This window comes from Streptomyces sp. NPDC058246 (genome assembly GCF_042881985.1).
In the GTDB taxonomy this organism is placed as follows: Bacteria; Actinomycetota; Actinomycetes; order Streptomycetales; family Streptomycetaceae; genus Streptomyces.
On sequence record NZ_JBHVWZ010000024.1, the window covers coordinates 77882 to 95965 of the forward strand.

The 18084-nt window shown below is 72.5% G+C and carries 14 protein-coding genes and 1 pseudogene; 8 read left to right on the forward strand and 7 right to left on the reverse strand.

Annotation, left to right across the window (positions count from 1 at the left end; translation table 11 throughout):
* The first annotated feature begins 158 nt into the window (after positions 1-158).
* The 4 genes from ACFVXA_RS29050 (at position 159) to ACFVXA_RS29065 (ending at position 5868) form a co-directional block, all read left to right on the forward strand.
* Positions 159-785 carry a YigZ family protein gene (locus ACFVXA_RS29050; RefSeq protein ID WP_390027486.1) on the forward strand — a complete coding sequence of 209 codons (627 nt, stop codon included), beginning with the start codon at positions 159-161 and terminating at the stop codon, positions 783-785.
* A 199-nt stretch (positions 786-984) separates the two neighbouring features.
* A complete protein-coding gene (locus tag ACFVXA_RS29055) occupies positions 985-2148 on the forward strand; it encodes an exonuclease SbcCD subunit D (RefSeq protein WP_362027621.1) in 1164 nt (387 codons plus the stop codon).
* Between the two features lie 82 nt (positions 2149-2230).
* Complete coding sequence (locus tag ACFVXA_RS29060) at positions 2231-5236, forward strand: AAA family ATPase (RefSeq protein WP_390027488.1); 3006 nt, start codon at positions 2231-2233, stop codon at positions 5234-5236.
* A 314-nt stretch (positions 5237-5550) separates the two neighbouring features.
* Positions 5551-5868: a hypothetical protein gene (locus tag ACFVXA_RS29065; RefSeq protein WP_390027491.1), complete on the forward strand. Its 318-nt coding sequence runs from the start codon at positions 5551-5553 to the stop codon at positions 5866-5868.
* A 72-nt stretch (positions 5869-5940) separates the two neighbouring features.
* Here the strand turns inward: ACFVXA_RS29065 and ACFVXA_RS29070 are convergent, their stop codons facing one another.
* Together ACFVXA_RS29070 and ACFVXA_RS29075 are read right to left on the reverse strand one after the other, a co-directional pair.
* On the reverse strand, positions 5941-6168 hold the full coding sequence (locus ACFVXA_RS29070; protein ID WP_390027494.1) for a hypothetical protein: 228 nt from the start codon (positions 6166-6168) through the stop codon (positions 5941-5943).
* Between the two features lie 85 nt (positions 6169-6253).
* Positions 6254-6700, reverse strand: a complete 447-nt coding sequence (locus ACFVXA_RS29075) for an Lrp/AsnC family transcriptional regulator (protein WP_362027609.1) — start codon at positions 6698-6700, stop codon at positions 6254-6256.
* A 366-nt stretch (positions 6701-7066) separates the two neighbouring features.
* Between ACFVXA_RS29075 and ACFVXA_RS29080 the strand changes: the two genes are divergently transcribed.
* Positions 7067-7531, forward strand: a complete 465-nt coding sequence (locus tag ACFVXA_RS29080) for a rhodanese-like domain-containing protein (RefSeq protein WP_390027537.1) — start codon at positions 7067-7069, stop codon at positions 7529-7531.
* A gap of 99 nt (positions 7532-7630) precedes the next feature.
* Complete coding sequence (locus tag ACFVXA_RS29085) at positions 7631-8143, forward strand: immunity 21 family protein (protein WP_383906945.1); 513 nt, start codon at positions 7631-7633, stop codon at positions 8141-8143.
* 119 nt (positions 8144-8262) lie between these two features.
* On the opposite strand, the gene ACFVXA_RS29090 is transcribed toward ACFVXA_RS29085, so the two are convergent.
* Together ACFVXA_RS29090 and ACFVXA_RS29095 are read right to left on the reverse strand one after the other, a co-directional pair.
* Positions 8263-9954 (reverse strand): DUF885 domain-containing protein, encoded by a 1692-nt coding sequence (locus ACFVXA_RS29090; RefSeq protein WP_390027497.1) that lies wholly within the window; start codon positions 9952-9954, stop codon positions 8263-8265.
* Positions 9955-10017: 63 nt separating this feature from the next.
* Entirely contained in the window at positions 10018-10545 is a 528-nt protein-coding gene (locus ACFVXA_RS29095) for an Lrp/AsnC family transcriptional regulator (protein ID WP_362027601.1), read from the reverse strand.
* A gap of 60 nt (positions 10546-10605) precedes the next feature.
* On the opposite strand from ACFVXA_RS29095, the gene ACFVXA_RS29100 reads away from it, so the two are divergent.
* On the forward strand, positions 10606-11868 hold the full coding sequence (locus tag ACFVXA_RS29100) for a trans-sulfuration enzyme family protein (RefSeq protein ID WP_390027500.1): 1263 nt from the start codon (positions 10606-10608) through the stop codon (positions 11866-11868).
* Here the strand turns inward: ACFVXA_RS29100 and ACFVXA_RS29105 are convergent.
* From ACFVXA_RS29105 to ACFVXA_RS29115, 3 genes are all read right to left on the reverse strand, one after another.
* Entirely contained in the window at positions 11865-13307 is a 1443-nt protein-coding gene (locus ACFVXA_RS29105) for a GNAT family N-acetyltransferase (RefSeq protein WP_390027503.1), read from the reverse strand. The two genes, ACFVXA_RS29100 and ACFVXA_RS29105, sit on opposite strands and share 4 nt — an antisense overlap.
* A 647-nt stretch (positions 13308-13954) precedes the next feature.
* Complete coding sequence (locus tag ACFVXA_RS29110) at positions 13955-15550, reverse strand: alkaline phosphatase D family protein (RefSeq protein ID WP_389753182.1); 1596 nt, start codon at positions 15548-15550, stop codon at positions 13955-13957.
* A 194-nt stretch (positions 15551-15744) separates the two neighbouring features.
* Positions 15745-17193 carry a PLP-dependent aminotransferase family protein gene (locus ACFVXA_RS29115; RefSeq protein WP_390027506.1) on the reverse strand — a complete coding sequence of 483 codons (1449 nt, stop codon included), beginning with the start codon at positions 17191-17193 and terminating at the stop codon, positions 15745-15747.
* A 47-nt stretch (positions 17194-17240) separates the two neighbouring features.
* Between ACFVXA_RS29115 and ACFVXA_RS29120 the strand changes: the two are divergent.
* Positions 17241-18029 (forward strand): annotated as a pseudogene (locus ACFVXA_RS29120) (EamA family transporter); the annotation flags it as partial.
* Positions 18030-18084: the final 55 nt, after the last annotated feature.

Sequence of the window (18084 nt, forward strand, 5' to 3'; positions counted from 1 at the left end):
CTCCACGCGCGCGTGCGGCGCGTACGTGTCGGGCGGGGGCTCTACGTGCGTGCGGCGCGTACGTGTCGGGCGGGGGCTCTACGTGCGTGGGGTGCGCGCGTATGGGGCTTGGGCCGGCCGCTGGCTCCACGCGCGCGTGCAGCACATACGCTGGCGTGATGCAGGACGAGTACCGCACAGTGGCCCGCGCGGGTGTGCACGAGACCGAGGTCAACCGCTCCCGTTTTCTGTGCGCCCTCGCCCCGGCCGCCACCGAGCGGGAGGCCCAGGACTTCATCGCCGGCGTCCGCAAGGAGCACGCGGACGCCACGCACAACTGCTATGCGTACGTCATCGGCGCCGGAGCCGGCGTCCAGAAGGCGAGCGACGACGGCGAACCGGGCGGCACCGCGGGCGTCCCCATGCTCCAGATGCTGCTGCGGCGCGATATGCGCTACGTGGTCGCCGTCGTCACCCGCTACTACGGCGGGGTCAAACTGGGCGCGGGCGGACTTATCAGGGCGTACGGCGGGTCGGTGGGCGAGGCGCTCGACGCCCTCGGCACGATCACGCGCAAGCGTTTCCGTCTGGCCACGGTGACGGTGGACCACCAGCGCGCGGGCAAGGTGCAGAACGACCTGCGGTCCACTGGACGTGAGGTGCGTGACGTGCGTTACGGCGAGACGGTCACGATCGAGATCGGGCTGCCGGACGCCGACGTGGAGGCCTTCCGGGCGTGGCTCGCGGACGCGACCGCGGGGACGGCGGGGTTCGAACTCGGGGGAGAGGCCTACGGGGACGCGTGAGCGGCGGCGCCCTGTGACGGCACGCACCACCGCAGGGCTCAGCGGCGCGACACGACGCCTGCCGCGAGCGGTGGCGTCACCGTGAGCCGTGGCATCACGTGGGACACGCGCGCGTGGTGCGCGCCCGGCGCGGTGTGCCGAGGGTCGATACGGGAGTAGCCGCCCGTGATGTCCGACCCGCCCGTTAGTCTCGGGGATCATGAGGCTTCTGCACACTTCCGACTGGCATCTCGGCCGGGCGTTCCACCGGGTGAACATGCTCGGCGCCCAGGCCGAGTTCATCGGCCATCTCGTCACGACCGCGCGCGAGCGCGAGGTGGACGCGGTGGTCGTGTCGGGGGATGTGTACGACCGGGCGGTGCCGCCGCTGGCCGCCGTCGAGCTCTTCGACGACGCCCTGCACCGGCTGGCCGACCTCGGCGTGCCCACGGTGATGATCTCCGGGAACCACGACTCGGCGCGCCGGCTGGGTGTCGGCGCCGGCCTCATCGGGCGCGCCGGCATCCATCTGCGTACCGAGGCATCGGCGTGCGGCACCCCGGTGGTGCTCACCGACGCCCACGGCGACGTGGCCTTCTACGGCCTGCCGTACCTCGAACCGGCCCTGGTGAAGGACGAGTTCGGGGTGCAGAAGGCGGGACACGAGACCGTGCTCGCGGCCGCCATGGACCGGGTTCGTGCCGACCTCGCCACGCGAGCGCCGGGCACACGTTCCGTGGTACTCGCCCACGCCTTCGTCACCGGCGGCGAGGTCAGCGACAGCGAGCGGGACATCACCGTCGGTGGAGTCGCCTCCGTGCCCGCGGGGGTCTTCGACGGCGTCGACTACACCGCGCTCGGGCACCTGCACGGCAGCCAGACCATCACCGAGCGCGTGCGCTACTCCGGCTCCCCGCTGCCGTACTCCTTCTCGGAGGCCGACCACCGCAAGACCATGTGGCTGGTGGACCTGGGCCCCGACGGAGCCGTGAGTGCCGAGCGGATCGACTGTCCGGTCCCCCGCGCGCTCGCCCGCGTCCGGGGACACCTGGACGACCTGCTCGCCGATCCCGGGCTGGAGCGCCACGAAGAGGCCTGGGTCGAGGCCACCCTCACCGACCCGGTGCGCCCGGCCGACCCCATGGCGCGGCTGACCGAGCGCTTCCCGCACACGCTCAGCCTCGCCTTCGACCCGGAGCGGGCCCCCGAGGACCCGGACGTCTCCTATGCCCGGCGCCTGGCGGGCCGCAGCGAACAGCAGATCGCGGAGGACTTCGTGGCCCATGTGCGAGGCGCGGGCCCCGACGCCCATGAGCAGGCCGTGCTGCGGGACGCGTTCGACGCCGTCCGCGCCGACGAGGCGGTCCGGGAGGTCGCCCGGTGAAGCGACGACCGCCGATCACGGTGATGTCCTGTGGACAGGACTCCCCGAAGGCTCGACACCCGCTGGACTTCGAGGGGGCCCGATGAGGCTGCACCGCCTGGACATCACCGCGTTCGGGCCGTTCGGTGGTGCCCAGAAGGTCGACTTCGACGAGCTGTCGGCCGCCGGGCTCTTCCTGCTGCACGGCCCGACGGGCGCGGGCAAGACCTCCGTCCTGGACGCCGTCTGCTATGCGTTGTACGGAGCCGTGCCCGGCGCCCGCCAGAGCGGCCAGGGAATCGGCCTGCGCAGCGATCACGCGGCACCCGCCACCCGGACCGAGATCCGCCTCGAACTCACCGTCGCGGGACGCCGGTTGGAGATCACCCGGCAGCCGCCCTGGGAGCGCCCGAAGAAGCGTGGCAGCGGGACGACGACCGAGAAGGCACAGAGCTGGCTGCGTGAGTACGACGCGTCGGCGGCGGCCTGGAAGGACCTCAGCCGCTCGCACCAGGAGATCGGCGAGGAGGTCACCCAGCTGCTCGGCATGAGCCGTGAGCAGTTCTGCCAGGTCGTGCTGTTGCCCCAGGGCGACTTCGCGCGCTTCCTGCGGGCCGACGCCGAGGCCCGCGGCAAGCTGCTCGGCCGCCTCTTCGACACCCATCGCTTCGCCGAGGTCGAAAAGCGCCTCGCCGAGCGGCGGCGCGCGGCCGAGGCCGAAGTGCGCGCCGGGGACGCCGCGTTGCTGGCCGACGCGCACCGGATGCAGCAGGAGGCCCGGGGCGCCGTCGAGGTCCCGATGCCCGACCTGACGCCCGGCGACCCGGGCCTCGCCGAGTCCGTCCTCACCTGGGCCGCCGTCGCTCGCAGCACGGCCCGCGAACGGCTCACGATCGCCCACTGCGCCCGGATGGCCGCGGAGTCCGCGCAGGCCGCGGCGGACCGCGTACTCGACGACGTACGGGAAGTGGCCCGCCTGCAACGCCGGTTCGCGGAGGCGCGGGAGCGTGCCGCGCGCCTGGAGGAGCGGGCTGAGGCCCATGGGGAGGCCCAGGCGCGGATGGAGCGGGGCCGCAAGGCCGAGGCGGTGGCCCCCGCGCTCGACCTGCGGGATGCCGCGGAGGCCGAGCACCGGCGCGCGGCCGCCGAGGAGGCACACGCGCGTGCCGCCCTGCCGGAGACCTTCGCCGACGCCGGCGCACCCGGACTCGCGGCGGCGGCGCGCAAGGCGGCCGAGGAGCTCGGCGGCCTGGAGTCGGCCCGCCGCGCCGAACGCCGACTGGCGGAACTCGCCCTGGAGCGGGCCGACCTGGACCGCCAGGAGCGTGCCGACGAGGACATCCTCCAGGAGGCCGAGAGCTGGCTGGCCGGCTGGGAGGCGACCCGCACCGGGATCGAGGCACGGATCGAGTCCGCGCAGGAGGCCGCGACGCGCGCCGAGCAGCTCGCCGTCCAGCGCGAACCGGCGCTCAAGCGGCTGAACGCGGCTCGTCAGCGCGACCAGCTCGCCCGGGACACCGACGACGCCCGGACGCGGGCGCTCGCCTCGCGTGAACGCGCCACGGAGGCGCGCGACCACTGGCTCGACCTGAAGGAACAGCGCCTCCAGGGCATCGCCGCCGAACTCGCCGCGGGCCTCGTCGACGGCGAGCCCTGCGCCGTCTGCGGCGCCACCGCACACCCGGCGCCCGCACGGAAGATCGCCGGACATGTCGACCGGGAGGCGGAGGAGCGGGCCCTCGTCGCGTATCAGCGCGCCGAGGAGGTGCGCACCGAGGCCGAGCGGCGGCTCGGCGTCGTACGCGAGGCGCTGGCGGCCGCGACCGCCGAGGCGGGTGACACGCCCACGGAACAACTCGTAGCGCAGACGCAGGAGTGGGAGCGGCAGCACACCGAGGCCCGCACCGTCGCCTCCGGGCTGCACGCGGCGCGTGAGGCGCGGGAGCACGCCGAGCGCGAGCACGAGCGGCGGCTGGCCGCCCAACAGGAAGCGTCCCGCCACGTCGCGTCCCGCGCCTCGCTCCGCGATGCGCTGGATCGCGAAAGAGCTGGTCTGGAAGGGGAGTTGACGCAGGCGCGGGGCGCCGCCGACAGCGTAGCCGCGCGGGCCGCACAGCTCGAGCGGCGGGTCGCCCAGCTCACCGAGGCCGCGGACGCCGTCCGTGACGCCCAGGACACCGCGCAACGCCTCAAGGACGCCGACGCGCGACTCGCCGACGCGGCCTTCCGCGCCGGGTTCGACACGCCGCAGGCGGCGGCCGCCGCACTGCTCGACGACGCGGCCCACCGGGAGCTCCAACGGCGGCTCGACGCCTGGCAGTCGGAGGAGGCCGCGGTACGCGCGGTGCTCGCCGAGACCGACACGACAGCCGCGGCCCAGCAGCCTCCCGCCGACCTGCCGGCCGCCGAACGCGCCGCCGAGTCCGCCGACCACCGCCTGCGCACCGCGGCCTCCGCGCAGGACGCGGCCGCGCGGCGCTGCGCCGAACTCGACGGCCTCTCCGCGCGCGCGGCCAGAGGCGTACGCCGTCTTGCGCCGCTGCGCGAGGAGTACGACCGCGTGGCCCGCCTCGCCGGACTCGCGGCGGGCACTTCTGCGGACAACGAACGCAAGATGCGCCTGGAGTCGTACGTCCTCGCCGCGCGCCTTGAGCAGGTGGCCGCCGCCGCGACCGTGCGCCTGCAGCGCATGTCCTCGGGGCGCTACACCCTCGTGCACTCCGCCGACCGTTCTGGCCGTGGCCGCAGTGGCCTCGGACTGCATGTGGTCGACGCGTGGACCGGCCGGGAGCGCGACACGGCGACGCTCTCCGGTGGCGAGACGTTCTTCGCCTCCCTCGCGCTGGCGCTCGGCCTCGCGGACGTCGTCACGGACGAGGCGGGCGGCGTGCGGCTCGACACGCTTTTCATCGACGAGGGCTTCGGCAGCCTCGACGACCAGACCCTCGACGAGGTCCTCGACGTCCTCGACTCACTGCGGGAGCGCGACCGCAGCGTCGGCATCGTCAGCCATGTCGCGGACCTGCGCCGGCGCATCCACGCCCAGCTGGAGGTGGTGAAGGGGCGGACGGGGTCGGTCGTACGGCAGCGGGGCTCGGACGGCTCGTGATCCTTCGCTGCCCGCCGGTTCGTTGCGGACAGCCGGGATGGATTTGTCACCTGTCATTCCGTCCGTTTCCTTGATCTAAGCCTCCAGCGGGAGCCCGGCACGGTGGCGGACAACCACCATGCCCAGGAAGGTTTGGCTCCTCGTAGACCCTGCGTGTGCTCTCCTGCCAGGGTTCGGTGCATGGCACACATCAGTCGCGCCGGAGCCGTCAGTGTCGAGTACAGCCACTTCCCGGTAGGTGAGCTGTGGGAAACGGGATTCGAGCGCAGGGAGGACAAGGCAGAGTTCCAGACAGAGGAACCAGTCGTCGTTGTATGAACGGCCCGGCCGGTGGCGCCGTAGCGCCCATCGAGGTCTTTGGCCGGCAGGCTGAGCCGGGGGAGCCCTTCATCGATCTCGACCCGGCCCGCACCTACCGGGTGCAGGTGTGGGCGCAGGGCCGGGCCGATGCCCGCGAACGGCTCGACTCCGCGGCGCGGAGCGACGAACGGGACAGCTTCGACGTGCTCGAGAGCTACGTGATCGTGTTCGTCCCCTCGGGCACACAGGAGCCGCCGCAACCCGCCCGGGTGCAGAGTCGACGGGACCGCCTTGCCCGTCAGCACGGAAAGCCGCCACTGAACATGCGTTGACGTGCACAGCGGAGAGGGGGAGCAGCGTTGCGCCGGATCCCCCTCTCCACCGGCGCTACCGGCAGATGCCGGTTACTTCACGTAGATTCCGTACACGTTGCCGTGCAGGATCCGGTCACTGCCGTACCAGGTGCCCAGCTCACGGCCCGCCTGCTCGTTCACCGTGCCCGGCACATAGCGGACGGAGAAGTTGCCGTCGCCCAGGCCGGCGCCTTCCTTAGTGGATGCGAAGGGGAATTGGATTCTTATGGGAGTCAGGCCGCCCAGCCGATGCCGCAGACGGCTTTCCCACCGTCCCAAGCGACTGAACTGCCGCCCGAGACGATGGTCACGCAGCGGACCGGCCCACTCCACACGCGGCACGTCAGAGCCCGTTCGTCCCGATTCAGTGGCCCAGCGGGCGCCGCGGCAGCGGTGACGAGTAGACGACGCTCGTGGTCACCGAGCCCAGGGCGCCGATCCTGCCCGACACCTCTTCCAGATGGCTCATCGAGCGCGCCGCGACCTTGATGACGAAGCAGTCGTCCCCCGTGACGTGGTGCGCCTCCAGGATCTCCGGCGTCGCCTCGACGAGGTCGTGGAACGGCTTGTAGTGGCCGTTGGGGTACCTGAGCCGGACGAACGCCAGAATCGGCAGCCCCAGGCTCTCCGGATCGACGACGGCCGCGTACCCCTGGATGACGCCCGCCTCCTCCAGTCGGCGCACCCGCTCGGTGACCGCGCTCGCGGACATGGAGACGGCCCGGGCCAGCTCGGCGAAGCTGGACCGGCCTTCGCGCTGGAGGACATCGAGGATGCGCCAGTCGGTGGCGTCCGGGGAATACGCGGTCATGTGTGATGGATACCAGGGAAATCCCCGGCCGATCAAGAGTGATGCCGGGGATCGTCACTTCAGACGTGGGATCACTCGACGTAGATTTCTGGCCAGGAAGTCCCGAGCGGCCGGTGCGGAATGAAGCATCGGGGGTGTCGGAGGCGGCACCCGGTGCGCGCCCAGCGGCACCGGAGCGCGGGACCCGGGAGGGAAGGCCAGACCATGACTCTGACCGCAGACACCGCAGATACCGCCGACACGGCAGCTACCGCAGGCACGGCAGCTACCGCAGACAGCGCAGCTACCGCAGATATCGCCACCACCGCCGACACTGCAGACACCACTGCCACCACTGTGACCGGCACCGAGGCCAGCACCGCGATCATGACGAACCCCGTTCTGCGCGTCGCTCCGGCGTCCCCGGCCGCGGCCGCCGCCTACTTCGGCGCGAGCCTCGCCTTCCACGCCGATGTGTCGGACGTCGCCGCCGCCCTCGCCGCCGACGGCGAGCCGGGCTTCGTCGTCCTCGACTCCCGCTCCACCGAGTCATGGGACCAGGGGCACATCCCCGGCGCGATCCACCTGCCCACCGCGCTCATCCCCGAGCAGGCCGAACGGCTCCTCGACATGTCGGTGCCCGTCGTCACGTACTGCTGGGGCCCGGGCTGCAACGGAGCGACCCGCGCCGCGCTCGCCCTCGCGGAACTCGGCTTCCAGGTCAAGGAGATGCTCGGCGGCTTCGAGTACTGGGCGCGCGAGGGCTTCGAGTTCGAGACCTGGGAGGGCCGCGAGCGGCGCGACGCGGACTCTCTGACGGCGCCGGTCGGCGCGGACGACTGCGGCTGCTGACCCCGCCGTTCGGGCGTCCCCATGCGGATGGAGGGCGCGTATCGGGCAGGGGAGGGGACACCGAATCCGCCGCGGATCGACGCCGTGTAGCTTCTGCGCATGGCCAGATACGCGGACCCAGGTGTGGTCGAGTGGGTGGAGTCGGGCGGCGGGCCGCTCATAGCGATTCCGGAGGTCGTCCTGCCGTTCTGGTCGGGGGCAGACGGCGACGACATGTCCTCCGACTACGACCGGGCCTGTGAAGTGGACGGGTTCATCGGCCTGGTGCCCGTGGGCGACACCCGGGCCCTGGTCCTCGGGGACGAGCCAGCCTCGACCGCCTACCTCCCCGAGCACGGCACGTTCGTACGGTGGTGCGCCGCCGAGTCCGAGGACGAACTGCTCTCCGGCGTCCCGGCGGCACTCGAAGCGGCCGTGTGGGAGCCGGAGGTGCAGTGGAACGTGCCGGGTCCCGTGGTTCTCTTCGACGCGGCCTGGCCGGGGCCGGCTTCGGCGCGCACCGACCACGTGAGGGTCGCCCTGCAGCCGGGGCGGTACGCGGTGCGCGCCGCCTACGTCGAGCCGGGGCCGGAGACCTGGCTCGGACTGGTCCAGCTGCGCCGACTCACTTAATAAGCCGCAGGCCGGCACCCACGAGGGGCAGCGCCTGTGAGCAGAGTGCCTCGACCCCCGGTGGCCGGGGCGCCGGCTCGTGCCATGAGCCCGAGCGTCCCGACCGCCGTGACCGGACGTCAGAGCTGGGACAACTCGTCCACCAGATCGTCCAGGCCCAGCGAACCCTGGGACAGCGCCGCCATGTGCCAGGTCTTCAGGTCGAAGGCGTCACCGTGCCGCCGCTTCGCGTTCTCGCGGCCCAGCAGCCAGGCACGCTCGCCCAGCTTGTAGCCGATGGCCTGGCCGGGGATGGTGAGGTAGCGGGTCAGCTCGCTCTCCACGAAATCGGCCGGACGGCTGCTGTGGCCGCCGAAGAACTCCTGCGCCAGCTCGGGGGTCCACCGCTCGCCCGGGTGGAACGGCGAGTCGGCCGGGATCTCCAGTTCCAGGTGCATGCCGATGTCGACGATGACGCGGGCGGCGCGCATCATCTGCGCGTCGAGGTAGCCGAGCCGCTGCTCCGCGTCCGTCAGAAAGCCCAGCTCATCCATCAGGCGCTCCGCGTACAGCGCCCAGCCCTCGCAGTTGGCGCTGACCCGGCCGACGGTGGCCTGGTAGCGGGAGAGGTCGTCGACGATGTACACCCACTGCGCGAGCTGGAGGTGATGGCCGGGGACGCCCTCGTGGTACCAGGTCGACACGAGGTCGTACACGGGGAAGCGGGTCTGTCCCATCGTGGGCAGCCAGGTACGGCCGGGCCGCGAGAAGTCCGCCGACGGCGCGGTGTAGTACGGGGCCGCGGCGCCGCCGGGCGGCGCGATGCGCGACTCCACCTTCCTTACCGGCTCGGCGAGTTCGAAGTGGGTGCCGTCCAGCGCCTCGATCGCCTCGTCCATCACCTCCTGGAGCCAGGCCTGTACCTCGTCGACGCCCTCGATGTGCCTGCCGTGCTCGTCGAGGTGCGCGAGCGCCACCCATGGCGTCGCGGCGCCCGGCAGGATCTTCTCGGCCTCCTTCTTCATCTCGGCCAGCAGTCGGTGGTACTCGGCCCAGCCGTACGCGTACGCCTCGTCGAGGTCGAGATCAGTCCCGTTGAAGTAACGCGCCAGACGCGCGTAGCGCTCCCGGCCCACCGTGTCGGGCGCGCCCTCGATCGTGGGCGCGTACACGTCGCGCATCCAGTCGCGCAGCGCGACGAGGGACTCGGTGGCGGCGCGGGCGGCCGCGTCGAGCTCGGCGCGCAGCGCGTCGGGGCCCGCCGACGCGAAGTCCTCGAACCAGCCGAGGCCCTGCCCGTCGGTGTCCGACCACTCGGTGAGCTGCTCGATGAAGGTCGCGGTCGGGCGCGGCCCCGCGTACAGCTTGCGCTCCAGACCGAGGGCGAGGGAGACGCGGTACCCCTCCAGGGCGGCCGGCACCGCGCGCAGCCGCTCGGCGACCGCCGCCCAGTCCTCGTCCGTCTCGGTCGGTGTGAGGGTGAAGACCTGCCGCACCCCGTGCGCCGCGGTATGCAGGTTGCCGACCGAGCGCAGGCCCTCACCGGCTTCGTGGACGGCGAGTTCGGCGGTGAGACGCTCGCGGAGCAGCCGGGCGCAGCGGCGCTCGATGTCACGGTCCGCGCCGGGCTGCCGCTCCGCCTCCGCCAGCCGCGCGAGCGTCGCCCGCGCCAGCTCCGCGACGGCTTCCTGGCCGGCGGGCGAGGTGTCGGGGAGCCTGCTGGAACTCTCCTTCACACCGAGGTAGGTACCGAGGACCGGGTCGAGGGCGACGAGGTCGTCGACATAGGCGTCGGCGACCTCGCGGGGCAGCGGGCTCTTCGTCTCTGACATGCGGACATCCTCATACGGGGACGCCGTCGGCGTCACCCCGATGGGGCAGGCCTCGCGGTCGTATCAGCCTGATTTCGCCGAGGGCTTGTCCGTGGGTGGCTTGGCCGCGTGGGGGTCCCGCTGGGGTGGCAGCAGAGGCCCGCAGTCCCACTGCTGGAAGATCAACCGCGTCTCGACCCGTGCCACTTCGCGCTGCGAGGTGAACTCGTCGATCACCAGTCGCTGGAGATCTGCCATGTCCGCCACCGCGACGTGCACCAGGTAGTCGTCGGGTCCGGTGAGATGGAAGACGGAACGGGACTCCGGCAGCGCCCGGATACGCTCCACGAAGGGGCCCACCAACTCCCGCCGATGCGGCCTGACCTGCACCGACAGCAACGCCTCCAGCCCTCGTCCCAGCTTCGCCGGGTCCAGCCGCAGCTGATGGCCGAGAATCACTCCCGCCCTGCGCAGCCTCGTCACCCGGTCCAGGCAGGTCGAAGGCGCGACGCCGACCAGCGCGGCGAGGTCGCGGTACGTCGTCCGTGCGTCGTTCTGCAACAGCCGCAGCAGATGGAGATCCACCGGATCCAGTACGACAGAATCGGCCATGGCGCGAACGTAACACGGGGTGCGGCGTCCGGACCCCGGCCGGTGTTCAGGCTTCCGCGCATGGACTCCGCCGTGTACGACACATACGACGCATACCACCCCGGGTACGACGCTCAGGACGGCCCGAACAGAACCGGCCACGTCTTCGCCGCGCCCACGGCACGGGCGCTCGCCACCGAGGCCGTGCACGCCGGGCGGGAGGATCTCGCCGCCCTCGGCCTGCATGCGGCACCCATAGATCTGTCCACCACTTATCCCTCGTACGACAGCCGGGGTGAGGCCGCCCGGATCGACGCTTTCGCTGCCGACGGCGCCGAGCCGGAGGGGCCGCCCGTCTACGGGCGGCTCGGCAATCCCACCGTCGCGCGCTTCGAGACCGCCCTCGCGCGCCTCGAAGGCACCGAGAGTGCGGTCGCCTTCGCGAGCGGCATGGCCGCGCTGAGCGCCGTCCTGCTGGTACGGAACGCGATGGGCCTGCGCCATGTCGTCGCCGTACGCCCGCTGTACGGATGCAGCGACCATCTGCTCACGGCCGGGCTGCTCGGCTCGGAGGTCACCTGGGTCGACCCGGCGGGCATCGCGGACGCGCTGCGGCCCGACACCGGCCTGGTGATGGTCGAGTCCCCGGCCAACCCGACGCTCGCCGAACTCGATCTGCGCGCCGTCGCGCACGCCTGCGGTTCCGTCCCGCTGCTCGCCGACAACACCTTCGCCACACCCGTGCTGCAACGCCCCGCCGAACAGGGCGCGCGCCTGATCCTGCACAGTGCGACCAAATACCTGGGCGGCCACGGCGATGTGATGGCCGGAGTGGTGGCCTGCGACGAGGAGTTCGCCCGCCGGCTGCGCCAGGTGCGCTTCGCGACGGGTGGTGTCCTGCATCCGCTGGCCGGTTATCTGCTGCTGCGCGGCCTGTCGACCTTGCCCGTACGGGTCCGGGCCGCGTCCTCGAACGCCGCCGAACTGGCCCGTCGCCTCGCCGCCGATCCGCGCGTCGCCCGTGTGCACTATCCACGTATCGGCGGTGCCATGATCGCGTTCGAGGTGCACGGGGACCCGCACGACGTCATCGCCGCCGTCCGCCTCATCACTCCCGCCGTGAGCCTCGGCAGCGTCGACACGCTCATCCAGCACCCCGCCTCCATCAGCCACCGCATCGTGCCTGCCGAGGACCGCCACGACGCGGGGGTCAGCGACCGACTGCTGCGGCTGTCGGTGGGGCTGGAGGACGTGGAGGACCTGTGGGCCGACCTGGAGGGGGCGTTGGGCGGGGCAAGGGGCCCTGCCACCGGGCACGGCCCCTGTCCCCCTCCCGTTCTCTAGTCCCGCACGACCCGCTCCCCGCGCTGCCCCTCGTCGTACGGCAGCCGCGACGGCACCGGCGTCGCGTCCAGGCGGGCGGTGATGACCAGGGTGCCCTCCTCGATCTGGTAGTCGAGGGGGAGGCCGAGGCCACGCATGGCCGCGACCATGCCGGTGTTGGAGGCCTGCGTGACGGCGTACACGCTCTCGCAACTCGCCTCGACGGCCATCGTCACGAGGCGTCCGAGCAGTTCGCTGCCGACGCCGCGTCGCTGCCACTCGTCCTCGACGAGGAGCGCGATCTCCGTCTCGTCGCCGTCCCACAGCAGGTGGCCGAGTCCGACGATGCGTCCGGACGCCGTCTGCACCGCGAGCGTGCGTCCGAAGCGAGGGCTGAGCAGGTGGTTGAGGTAGCGGTCCGCGTCACCGACCGGGCCGTGGTAGCGCATGCTCAGGGTGCGCGACGAGCAGCGCTCGTGCATCGCCTTGGCTGCCTCGACGTCGGAGACGTCGGCGCGCCGCACGGTGATGGCATTGCCCTGCGGCAACGTCAGCATGTCCTGGCTGCGCGGGATCCGCGGACCGAGCCGCGCGTCCAGCTCCACCAGTGCCCGCGCCCGCGCGAACTCGGTCGGCGTGAACGGCAGATACGGCCGCTCCACCGTGATCACCCCGCCCTCGGGCGCCCGCAGCCGCATCACCGTGCCTTCGAGTACCCCCTCCACGGGAGCGCTCTCCTCCGCCCGCCCCGAACCCGGGGACTTGGCGGGCAGCGAGCGGATGGTGCAACGGCCGAGCAACTGGCGCAGCGCGAGCGGAAGTTCGGCCGCGTCCAGGGCGGTACGGGTGGCCAGGCCGAGCACCCGGGTCGGCGCGTCCACCAGGTCGTGGGCGTCGGCCCGTTCGATCCAGGTCCCGGTGCCGCCCGCCTGCGACACCGCGCGGGTGACCTCGGAGGCCGCCAGCTCGGCGGGAGCGCGCAGCAGGAACTCGTCCACCGTGCCTTCCGCCAGCGGGTGCGTCTGCAGGCTCAGGATGTCGACCTGCCGCTGCGCCAGCGCCGTGCACAGCGCGGCCAGCGAGCCCGGCGCGTCCTTCACCGTGGTGCGCATCCGCCACAGCACGGTCTCCCCGGAGGCGGCCTCCGGTGTCGCGGCGGATTCCTCGGACGGCCCGGCCTCTCGCCCGGCTGCGGGCGGCCTGCCGTCGGTATCGCCCGTCGGCGGCGCGTGACCGTGCTGGCGTGCCCACCATGTGTGGAACCCGGCCGTGGCGACCAGCGCCATCGCCGAGGTCAGCAGCAGGGCGGGCCCGTCCGGTCCGTGCCCGATCAGGTTGGCGACGGCGTCGGCGACCGCGACGGCCGTGAACAGCGCGGCGAGTTCGACGATATCCCGCCGCCAGTGGTGGACGGGGCGACCGTGCCGCGCACGCGTCACATCAGACATGTCTGGAGTCATGCAACCACTGTGGAGGAAGGGTGTTGCGTGATCACGAACGCTTTGTGACTGATCGGTTAAGTGTCGTTCTGCCCTTTTTGTAGTTCTTTTTACGGGTCTTTTGCTCGGGTCCGACGGGTGGGCTTACGCCCCTGGTCAGGCGGCGATAGGCGGCGGAGCCTCGAGCCCGCGCGCCGGTGGTCCGCTCGACGCGTCCGTCGAGAGACCGGCCCCCGTGGCCACCGGGTGGATGGTCCTCGAACCCCGTGGGCGTCGGGGCCCGCGAGGTCTCAAGTCCCAGGCGCCGTACGCCCGCTGCGGATTCCAGCGCGGAGGGTCGGGTGTAGGCCACGGCCTGCAAAGATCGCGTCATGGAAAAACCGTAGAGGCGACCACTGACAATCGGCTCTGACCTGCGGGAACTCGCGTATGGGCCGGTCTCGACGGACGGCGGACGGGCCGCGCACCGGGGGATGACTCCGGTGCGCGGCCCAGCGGTTCGAGGGTACGGGAGCCGGAGGGTGCCACGGCCCGCCGCGCCCCGGCTGCACCGCACCGCGCGCTGCCACTCCCGCGCCGCGCCCCGGCTGCACCGCACCGCGCGCTGCCGCTCCCGCGCCGCGCCCTGTCGGCGCCGTGCCGCGTGCTGCCGCCTCCGCGCCTCGCGGCTACTGCCCCACGCGCCCCGGCTGGAGCACCTGTGTGAACAGCACGCTCCCGTCCTGCTCGCGCAGCCGGACCGTCAGCTCACCGCTGTCCCCGTCGATGTCGACCTCGCCGAAGAACTGGTAGCCGCCGGCGGGCGAGACGTTCGAGGCGGTCGGCGCCTTCACGAACACCCGCTCCGGACCGAAGGTGTCGTCCAGCGTGTTCGCCGGGAAGGCACCGGCGTTGAGCGGGCCCGAGACGAACTCCCAGAACGGCTCGAAGTCGGTGAAGGCGGCCCGCGACGGCTGGTAGTGCTGGGCCGAGGTGTGGTGCACGTCGGCGGTCAGCCAGACGGTGCCGGTGATCTTCCGGTGCTTGATGAACCGCAGCAGCTCGGCGATCTGCAGCTCGCGGCCGAGCGGCGCGCCCGGGTCGCCCTGCGCCACGGCCTCGATGTTCGGCTTGCCCTCGGTCGTGTCGGGCACGACCAGGCCGAGCGGCATGTCCGCGGCGATCACCTTCCACACCGCACGCGATCGCGACAGCTCCCGCTTGAGCCACTCCAGCTGCTCGGCGCCGAGGATGCCCTGCGGGTCGGTGGTCTGGTTGTCGGGCGAGTTGGCGTTGCGGTACGTCCGCATGTCGAGGACGAAGACGTCCAGGAGCGGGCCGTGGCGCATGACCCGGTACACGCGGCCTTCCTTGTCGCCCGGCCGCAGGGTCGAGATCGGGAAGTACTCGCTGAACGCGCGACGGGCCCGGGAGGCCAGCACGTCGACGCTCTTCTCCGTGTACCGCGTGTCCGTCGCCGCGATCACCTCGCCCGGGTACCAGTTGTTGCGCACCTCGTGGTCGTCCCACTGGATGATCGACGGCACCTGGGCGTTGAAGCGCTTGAGGTTCTCGTCCAGCAGGTTGTAGCGGAAGTTGCCGCGGAACTCGGCCAGCGTCTCGGCGACCTTGGACTTCTCCTCTGTCGTGATGTTCCGCCAGGTGCTGCCGTCGGGGAGCGCCGCGGTCGCCGCGATCGGCCCGTCGGCGTAGATGTTGTCGCCGCTGCACAGGAAGAAGTCCGGGTCGAGCCCGGCCATGGCGTCGTAGATCCGGTAACCGCCGATGTCCGGGTTGATGCCCCAGCCCTGCCCCGCCAGGTCGCCCGACCACAGGAAACGCACCCCGCCGCGCCGCCCGGCCGGGGTCGTACGGAACGTGCCGGTCACCGGTTCGCCGGTGCGCCTGGCGTCGTCGGGGTCGGCGAGCAGCACGCGGTAGTGGATCTGCTCCCCGGAAGGCAGCCCGCGCAGTCGTGTCGTCCCCGTGAAGTCCGTGTCCGCGTCGAGCAGCGGACCGTGCCACCTGTGCGGGTTGCGGAACGACTCGGTCGCGGACGTCTCGACGATCATCCGGGCCGGACGGTCGGACCGGACCCACACCAGACCCGAGTCGGCCGTCACGTCTCCGGCCTGGACGCCCCACCCCGCCCTCGGCCGCCCGGACAGGGCGAGGGCGGGCGCCGCGCCGAGGGCGGTGGGCAGGGCCAGCGCCGCGGACGCGGCGAGGGAACCGCGCAGAACGCTGCGCCGACCGGGGAAGGGGCTCTGCGGACGGTGTGACATGAATGCGCCTCCGGGACGGATTCGGCCAGTGTGCAGTGCCACAACTACTGGTGCGCCGCAGCGCACACGGAAACCACAAGTGAACAACTGACCCCGGCGGCAAGGGAACCGGTGTGCGACCGATGTGCGATCGCGCGGCGGATCAACGGCGCGGGCGGCTCCGCTGGGGCGCGCCCCGCACCTTGCGGGGCGGCTCAGCCCTCGACCGCCTCCGCCATCAGTCGTACGCCGTCGCGGATCCGTCCGGGTGACAGGTGCGCGTACCCCAGCACCAGCCGTACGCCGTCCTCGGCGGCCTTCCCGTAGTGCGCCAGCGGACGCACGGCCACGCCGGCCGCGGTGGCCCGTCCCAGGAACCGGTCGAGCGGCCCGTACCGCTCGGGCAGTGCGGCGATGGCATGGAGACCCGCGGCGATTCCGGACACCTCCGTGCCGGGAAAGTGCTCGTCCAGGGCGGATACGAGGGCGTCGCGCCGCTCCCGGTAGGCGCGCTGGCAGCGGCGCAGCTGCCGGTCGTAGTCGCCCCGTTCCACGAAGCGGGCCAGCAGCGCCTGGTCGACGACCGGGTTCCCGAGATCCATGGTGCGTTTGCGCTCGACGACCTCTTCGGAGAGGGACGCGGGGACGAGCAGCCAGCCGAGCCGCAGCCCCGGTGCGAGGGATTTGCTGACCGATCCCGTGTAGGCGACGTGTTCGGGGTCGAGGCCTTGCAGGGCGCCCACCGGGGCACGGTCGTAGCGGAAGTCCCCGTCGTAGTCGTCCTCGATCACCAGTCCGTCCACCGCGCGCGCCCAGTCCAGGAGTTCCGCGCGCCGCCGCGCGGAGTACGCGATCCCGGACGGGAACTGGTGGGCGGGCGTCGTCACCACCGCACGTACGCCCGACGCCTCCAGCGGCCCGGTGGCCAGCCCTTCCTCGTCCAGGGGCAGCGGTACGGTGCCGACGCCGGCCGAGGCGTACAGCGCGCCGTGCTCCGGACTCCCCGGATCCTCGACCCCGACACCGCGCACTCCGCGCGCCCGGAGCACGAATCCGAGCAGTGTCATCGCCTGCGCGACTCCGGAGACCACGACGATCCGCTCCGGGGCCGCGACCACGCCCCGGCGCCGGGCGAGCATCTCGGCGAGGGCGGTACGCAAGCGGGGCAGCCCCCTCGGGTCCGGGTAGCCCAGTGCGTGGTGCGGCAGTTCGGCCAGCACCCCGCGCTGCGCCGCCGCCCACGCGGCGCGCGGAAACAGTGCCAGGTCCGGCACCCCGGGAAGGAAGTCGGCCCGCGCACCGGCAGGCCGTGGGGCGAGATCACGCGCGCGTGGGTCGGCCGCCCGGGCCGCGCCGCCGACCCAGGTCCCGGCACCCCGGCCGCTGCGCAGATAGCCCTCGGCCGTCAACTGCTCGTACGCCTCGGTGACCAGCCCCCGCGACACGCCCAGATCGGCGGCGAGCTCACGGCTGGACGGCAGCCGGGTGCCAGGAGCGAGCCGGCCCGAGCGGACCGCCTCGCGCAGCGCGGCCCGCAGGGAGCGGCCACGCGCGCGTGCCGGAGCCGAAGCGGCGGGTACGAGCAGTTCCCAGGCGGCGGCCCAAGAAGAGGGTGCCGACGATTCTGATGACAGGCCGCTCGAATTGGTCCCCGATGACGTCATGGAAGTGGACCTTAAACCGGGCCACGTCCCCGCATAGCGTCGCCGGCATGAACGCCACCACCACGCGGGGATCGCTGCTCGCCGCCCTCGCCTGTGTCCTCGTCGGAGGCTCCTTCACCGCCAACAGCGTCCTGGGCCACTACCCGTACGCGGGCGGCCAGTTCCTGCGCTACGGCCTGGCCTGTCTCCTGCTCCTGCCGTTGGTCGGGCGGGGCGGCGCGGCCCCGCTGCGGCGGCTCGCGGCGCGCCAGTGGGGCCGCCTCGCACTGCTCGCGGCCGTCGGCATGGTGGGCTTCAACCTCGCCGTCATCGCCGCCGAACGCACGGCGGAACCGGCGGTTCCGGGAGTCTTCGTGGGCTGTGCCCCTGTGGTCGTGGCCGTTGTCTTACCCCTTCAGGAGGGCCGTCGGCCGCAACGCCGCGTCCTGTACGGGGCGTTGCTCGTCGCGCTGGGCGCCTTCTCCGTCCAGGGGTGGGGTCGTACGGACGCGGCGGGGATCGCTTACTCCGTGGGCGCGCTGGCGGGTGAGGTCGGCTTCGCCGTGCTGGCCGTGCCTGTCCTGCGCCCCCTCGGGCCACGGCTGTTGTCGGCCACCGTCTGCGGGATCGCCGCTGCCGAGTCGGCCGCCGCCGGGGTGCTCACCGGCGGCGGGGCCTGGCTCCGGATGCCGGACTCCACCGAGGCCGCCGCGCTGCTGTGGCAGGCGGCGGTCGTCACGGTCGTCGGCTTCGTGTGCTGGTACATGGGCATGCAGCGCATCGGCGCGGAGCGCGCCACGCTCTTCTCCGGCCTCATCCCCGTCGCCGCCGCCGGCACCGCCCCGCTCGTCGGAACGGGTGCGTACGGTGTCGCACAGGCCGCCGGGAGCGCCCTGGTCGGCGCGGGAGTCG

Coding starts and splice junctions, on each gene's coding strand:
- ACFVXA_RS29050 (WP_390027486.1), top strand. CDS start 159: ATGCAGGACGAGTACCGCACAGTGGCCCGCGCGGGTGTGCACGAGACC.
- ACFVXA_RS29055 (WP_362027621.1), top strand. CDS start 985: ATGAGGCTTCTGCACACTTCCGACTGGCATCTCGGCCGGGCGTTCCAC.
- ACFVXA_RS29060 (WP_390027488.1), top strand. CDS start 2,231: ATGAGGCTGCACCGCCTGGACATCACCGCGTTCGGGCCGTTCGGTGGT.
- ACFVXA_RS29065 (WP_390027491.1), top strand. CDS start 5,551: ATGAACGGCCCGGCCGGTGGCGCCGTAGCGCCCATCGAGGTCTTTGGC.
- ACFVXA_RS29075 (WP_362027609.1), bottom strand. CDS start 6,700: ATGACCGCGTATTCCCCGGACGCCACCGACTGGCGCATCCTCGATGTC.
- ACFVXA_RS29080 (WP_390027537.1), top strand. CDS start 7,067: ATGACGAACCCCGTTCTGCGCGTCGCTCCGGCGTCCCCGGCCGCGGCC.
- ACFVXA_RS29085 (WP_383906945.1), top strand. CDS start 7,631: ATGGCCAGATACGCGGACCCAGGTGTGGTCGAGTGGGTGGAGTCGGGC.
- ACFVXA_RS29090 (WP_390027497.1), bottom strand. CDS start 9,954: ATGTCAGAGACGAAGAGCCCGCTGCCCCGCGAGGTCGCCGACGCCTAT.
- ACFVXA_RS29095 (WP_362027601.1), bottom strand. CDS start 10,545: ATGGCCGATTCTGTCGTACTGGATCCGGTGGATCTCCATCTGCTGCGG.
- ACFVXA_RS29100 (WP_390027500.1), top strand. CDS start 10,606: ATGGACTCCGCCGTGTACGACACATACGACGCATACCACCCCGGGTAC.
- ACFVXA_RS29105 (WP_390027503.1), bottom strand. CDS start 13,307: ATGACTCCAGACATGTCTGATGTGACGCGTGCGCGGCACGGTCGCCCC.
- ACFVXA_RS29110 (WP_389753182.1), bottom strand. CDS start 15,550: ATGTCACACCGTCCGCAGAGCCCCTTCCCCGGTCGGCGCAGCGTTCTG.
- ACFVXA_RS29115 (WP_390027506.1), bottom strand. CDS start 17,193: ATGACGTCATCGGGGACCAATTCGAGCGGCCTGTCATCAGAATCGTCG.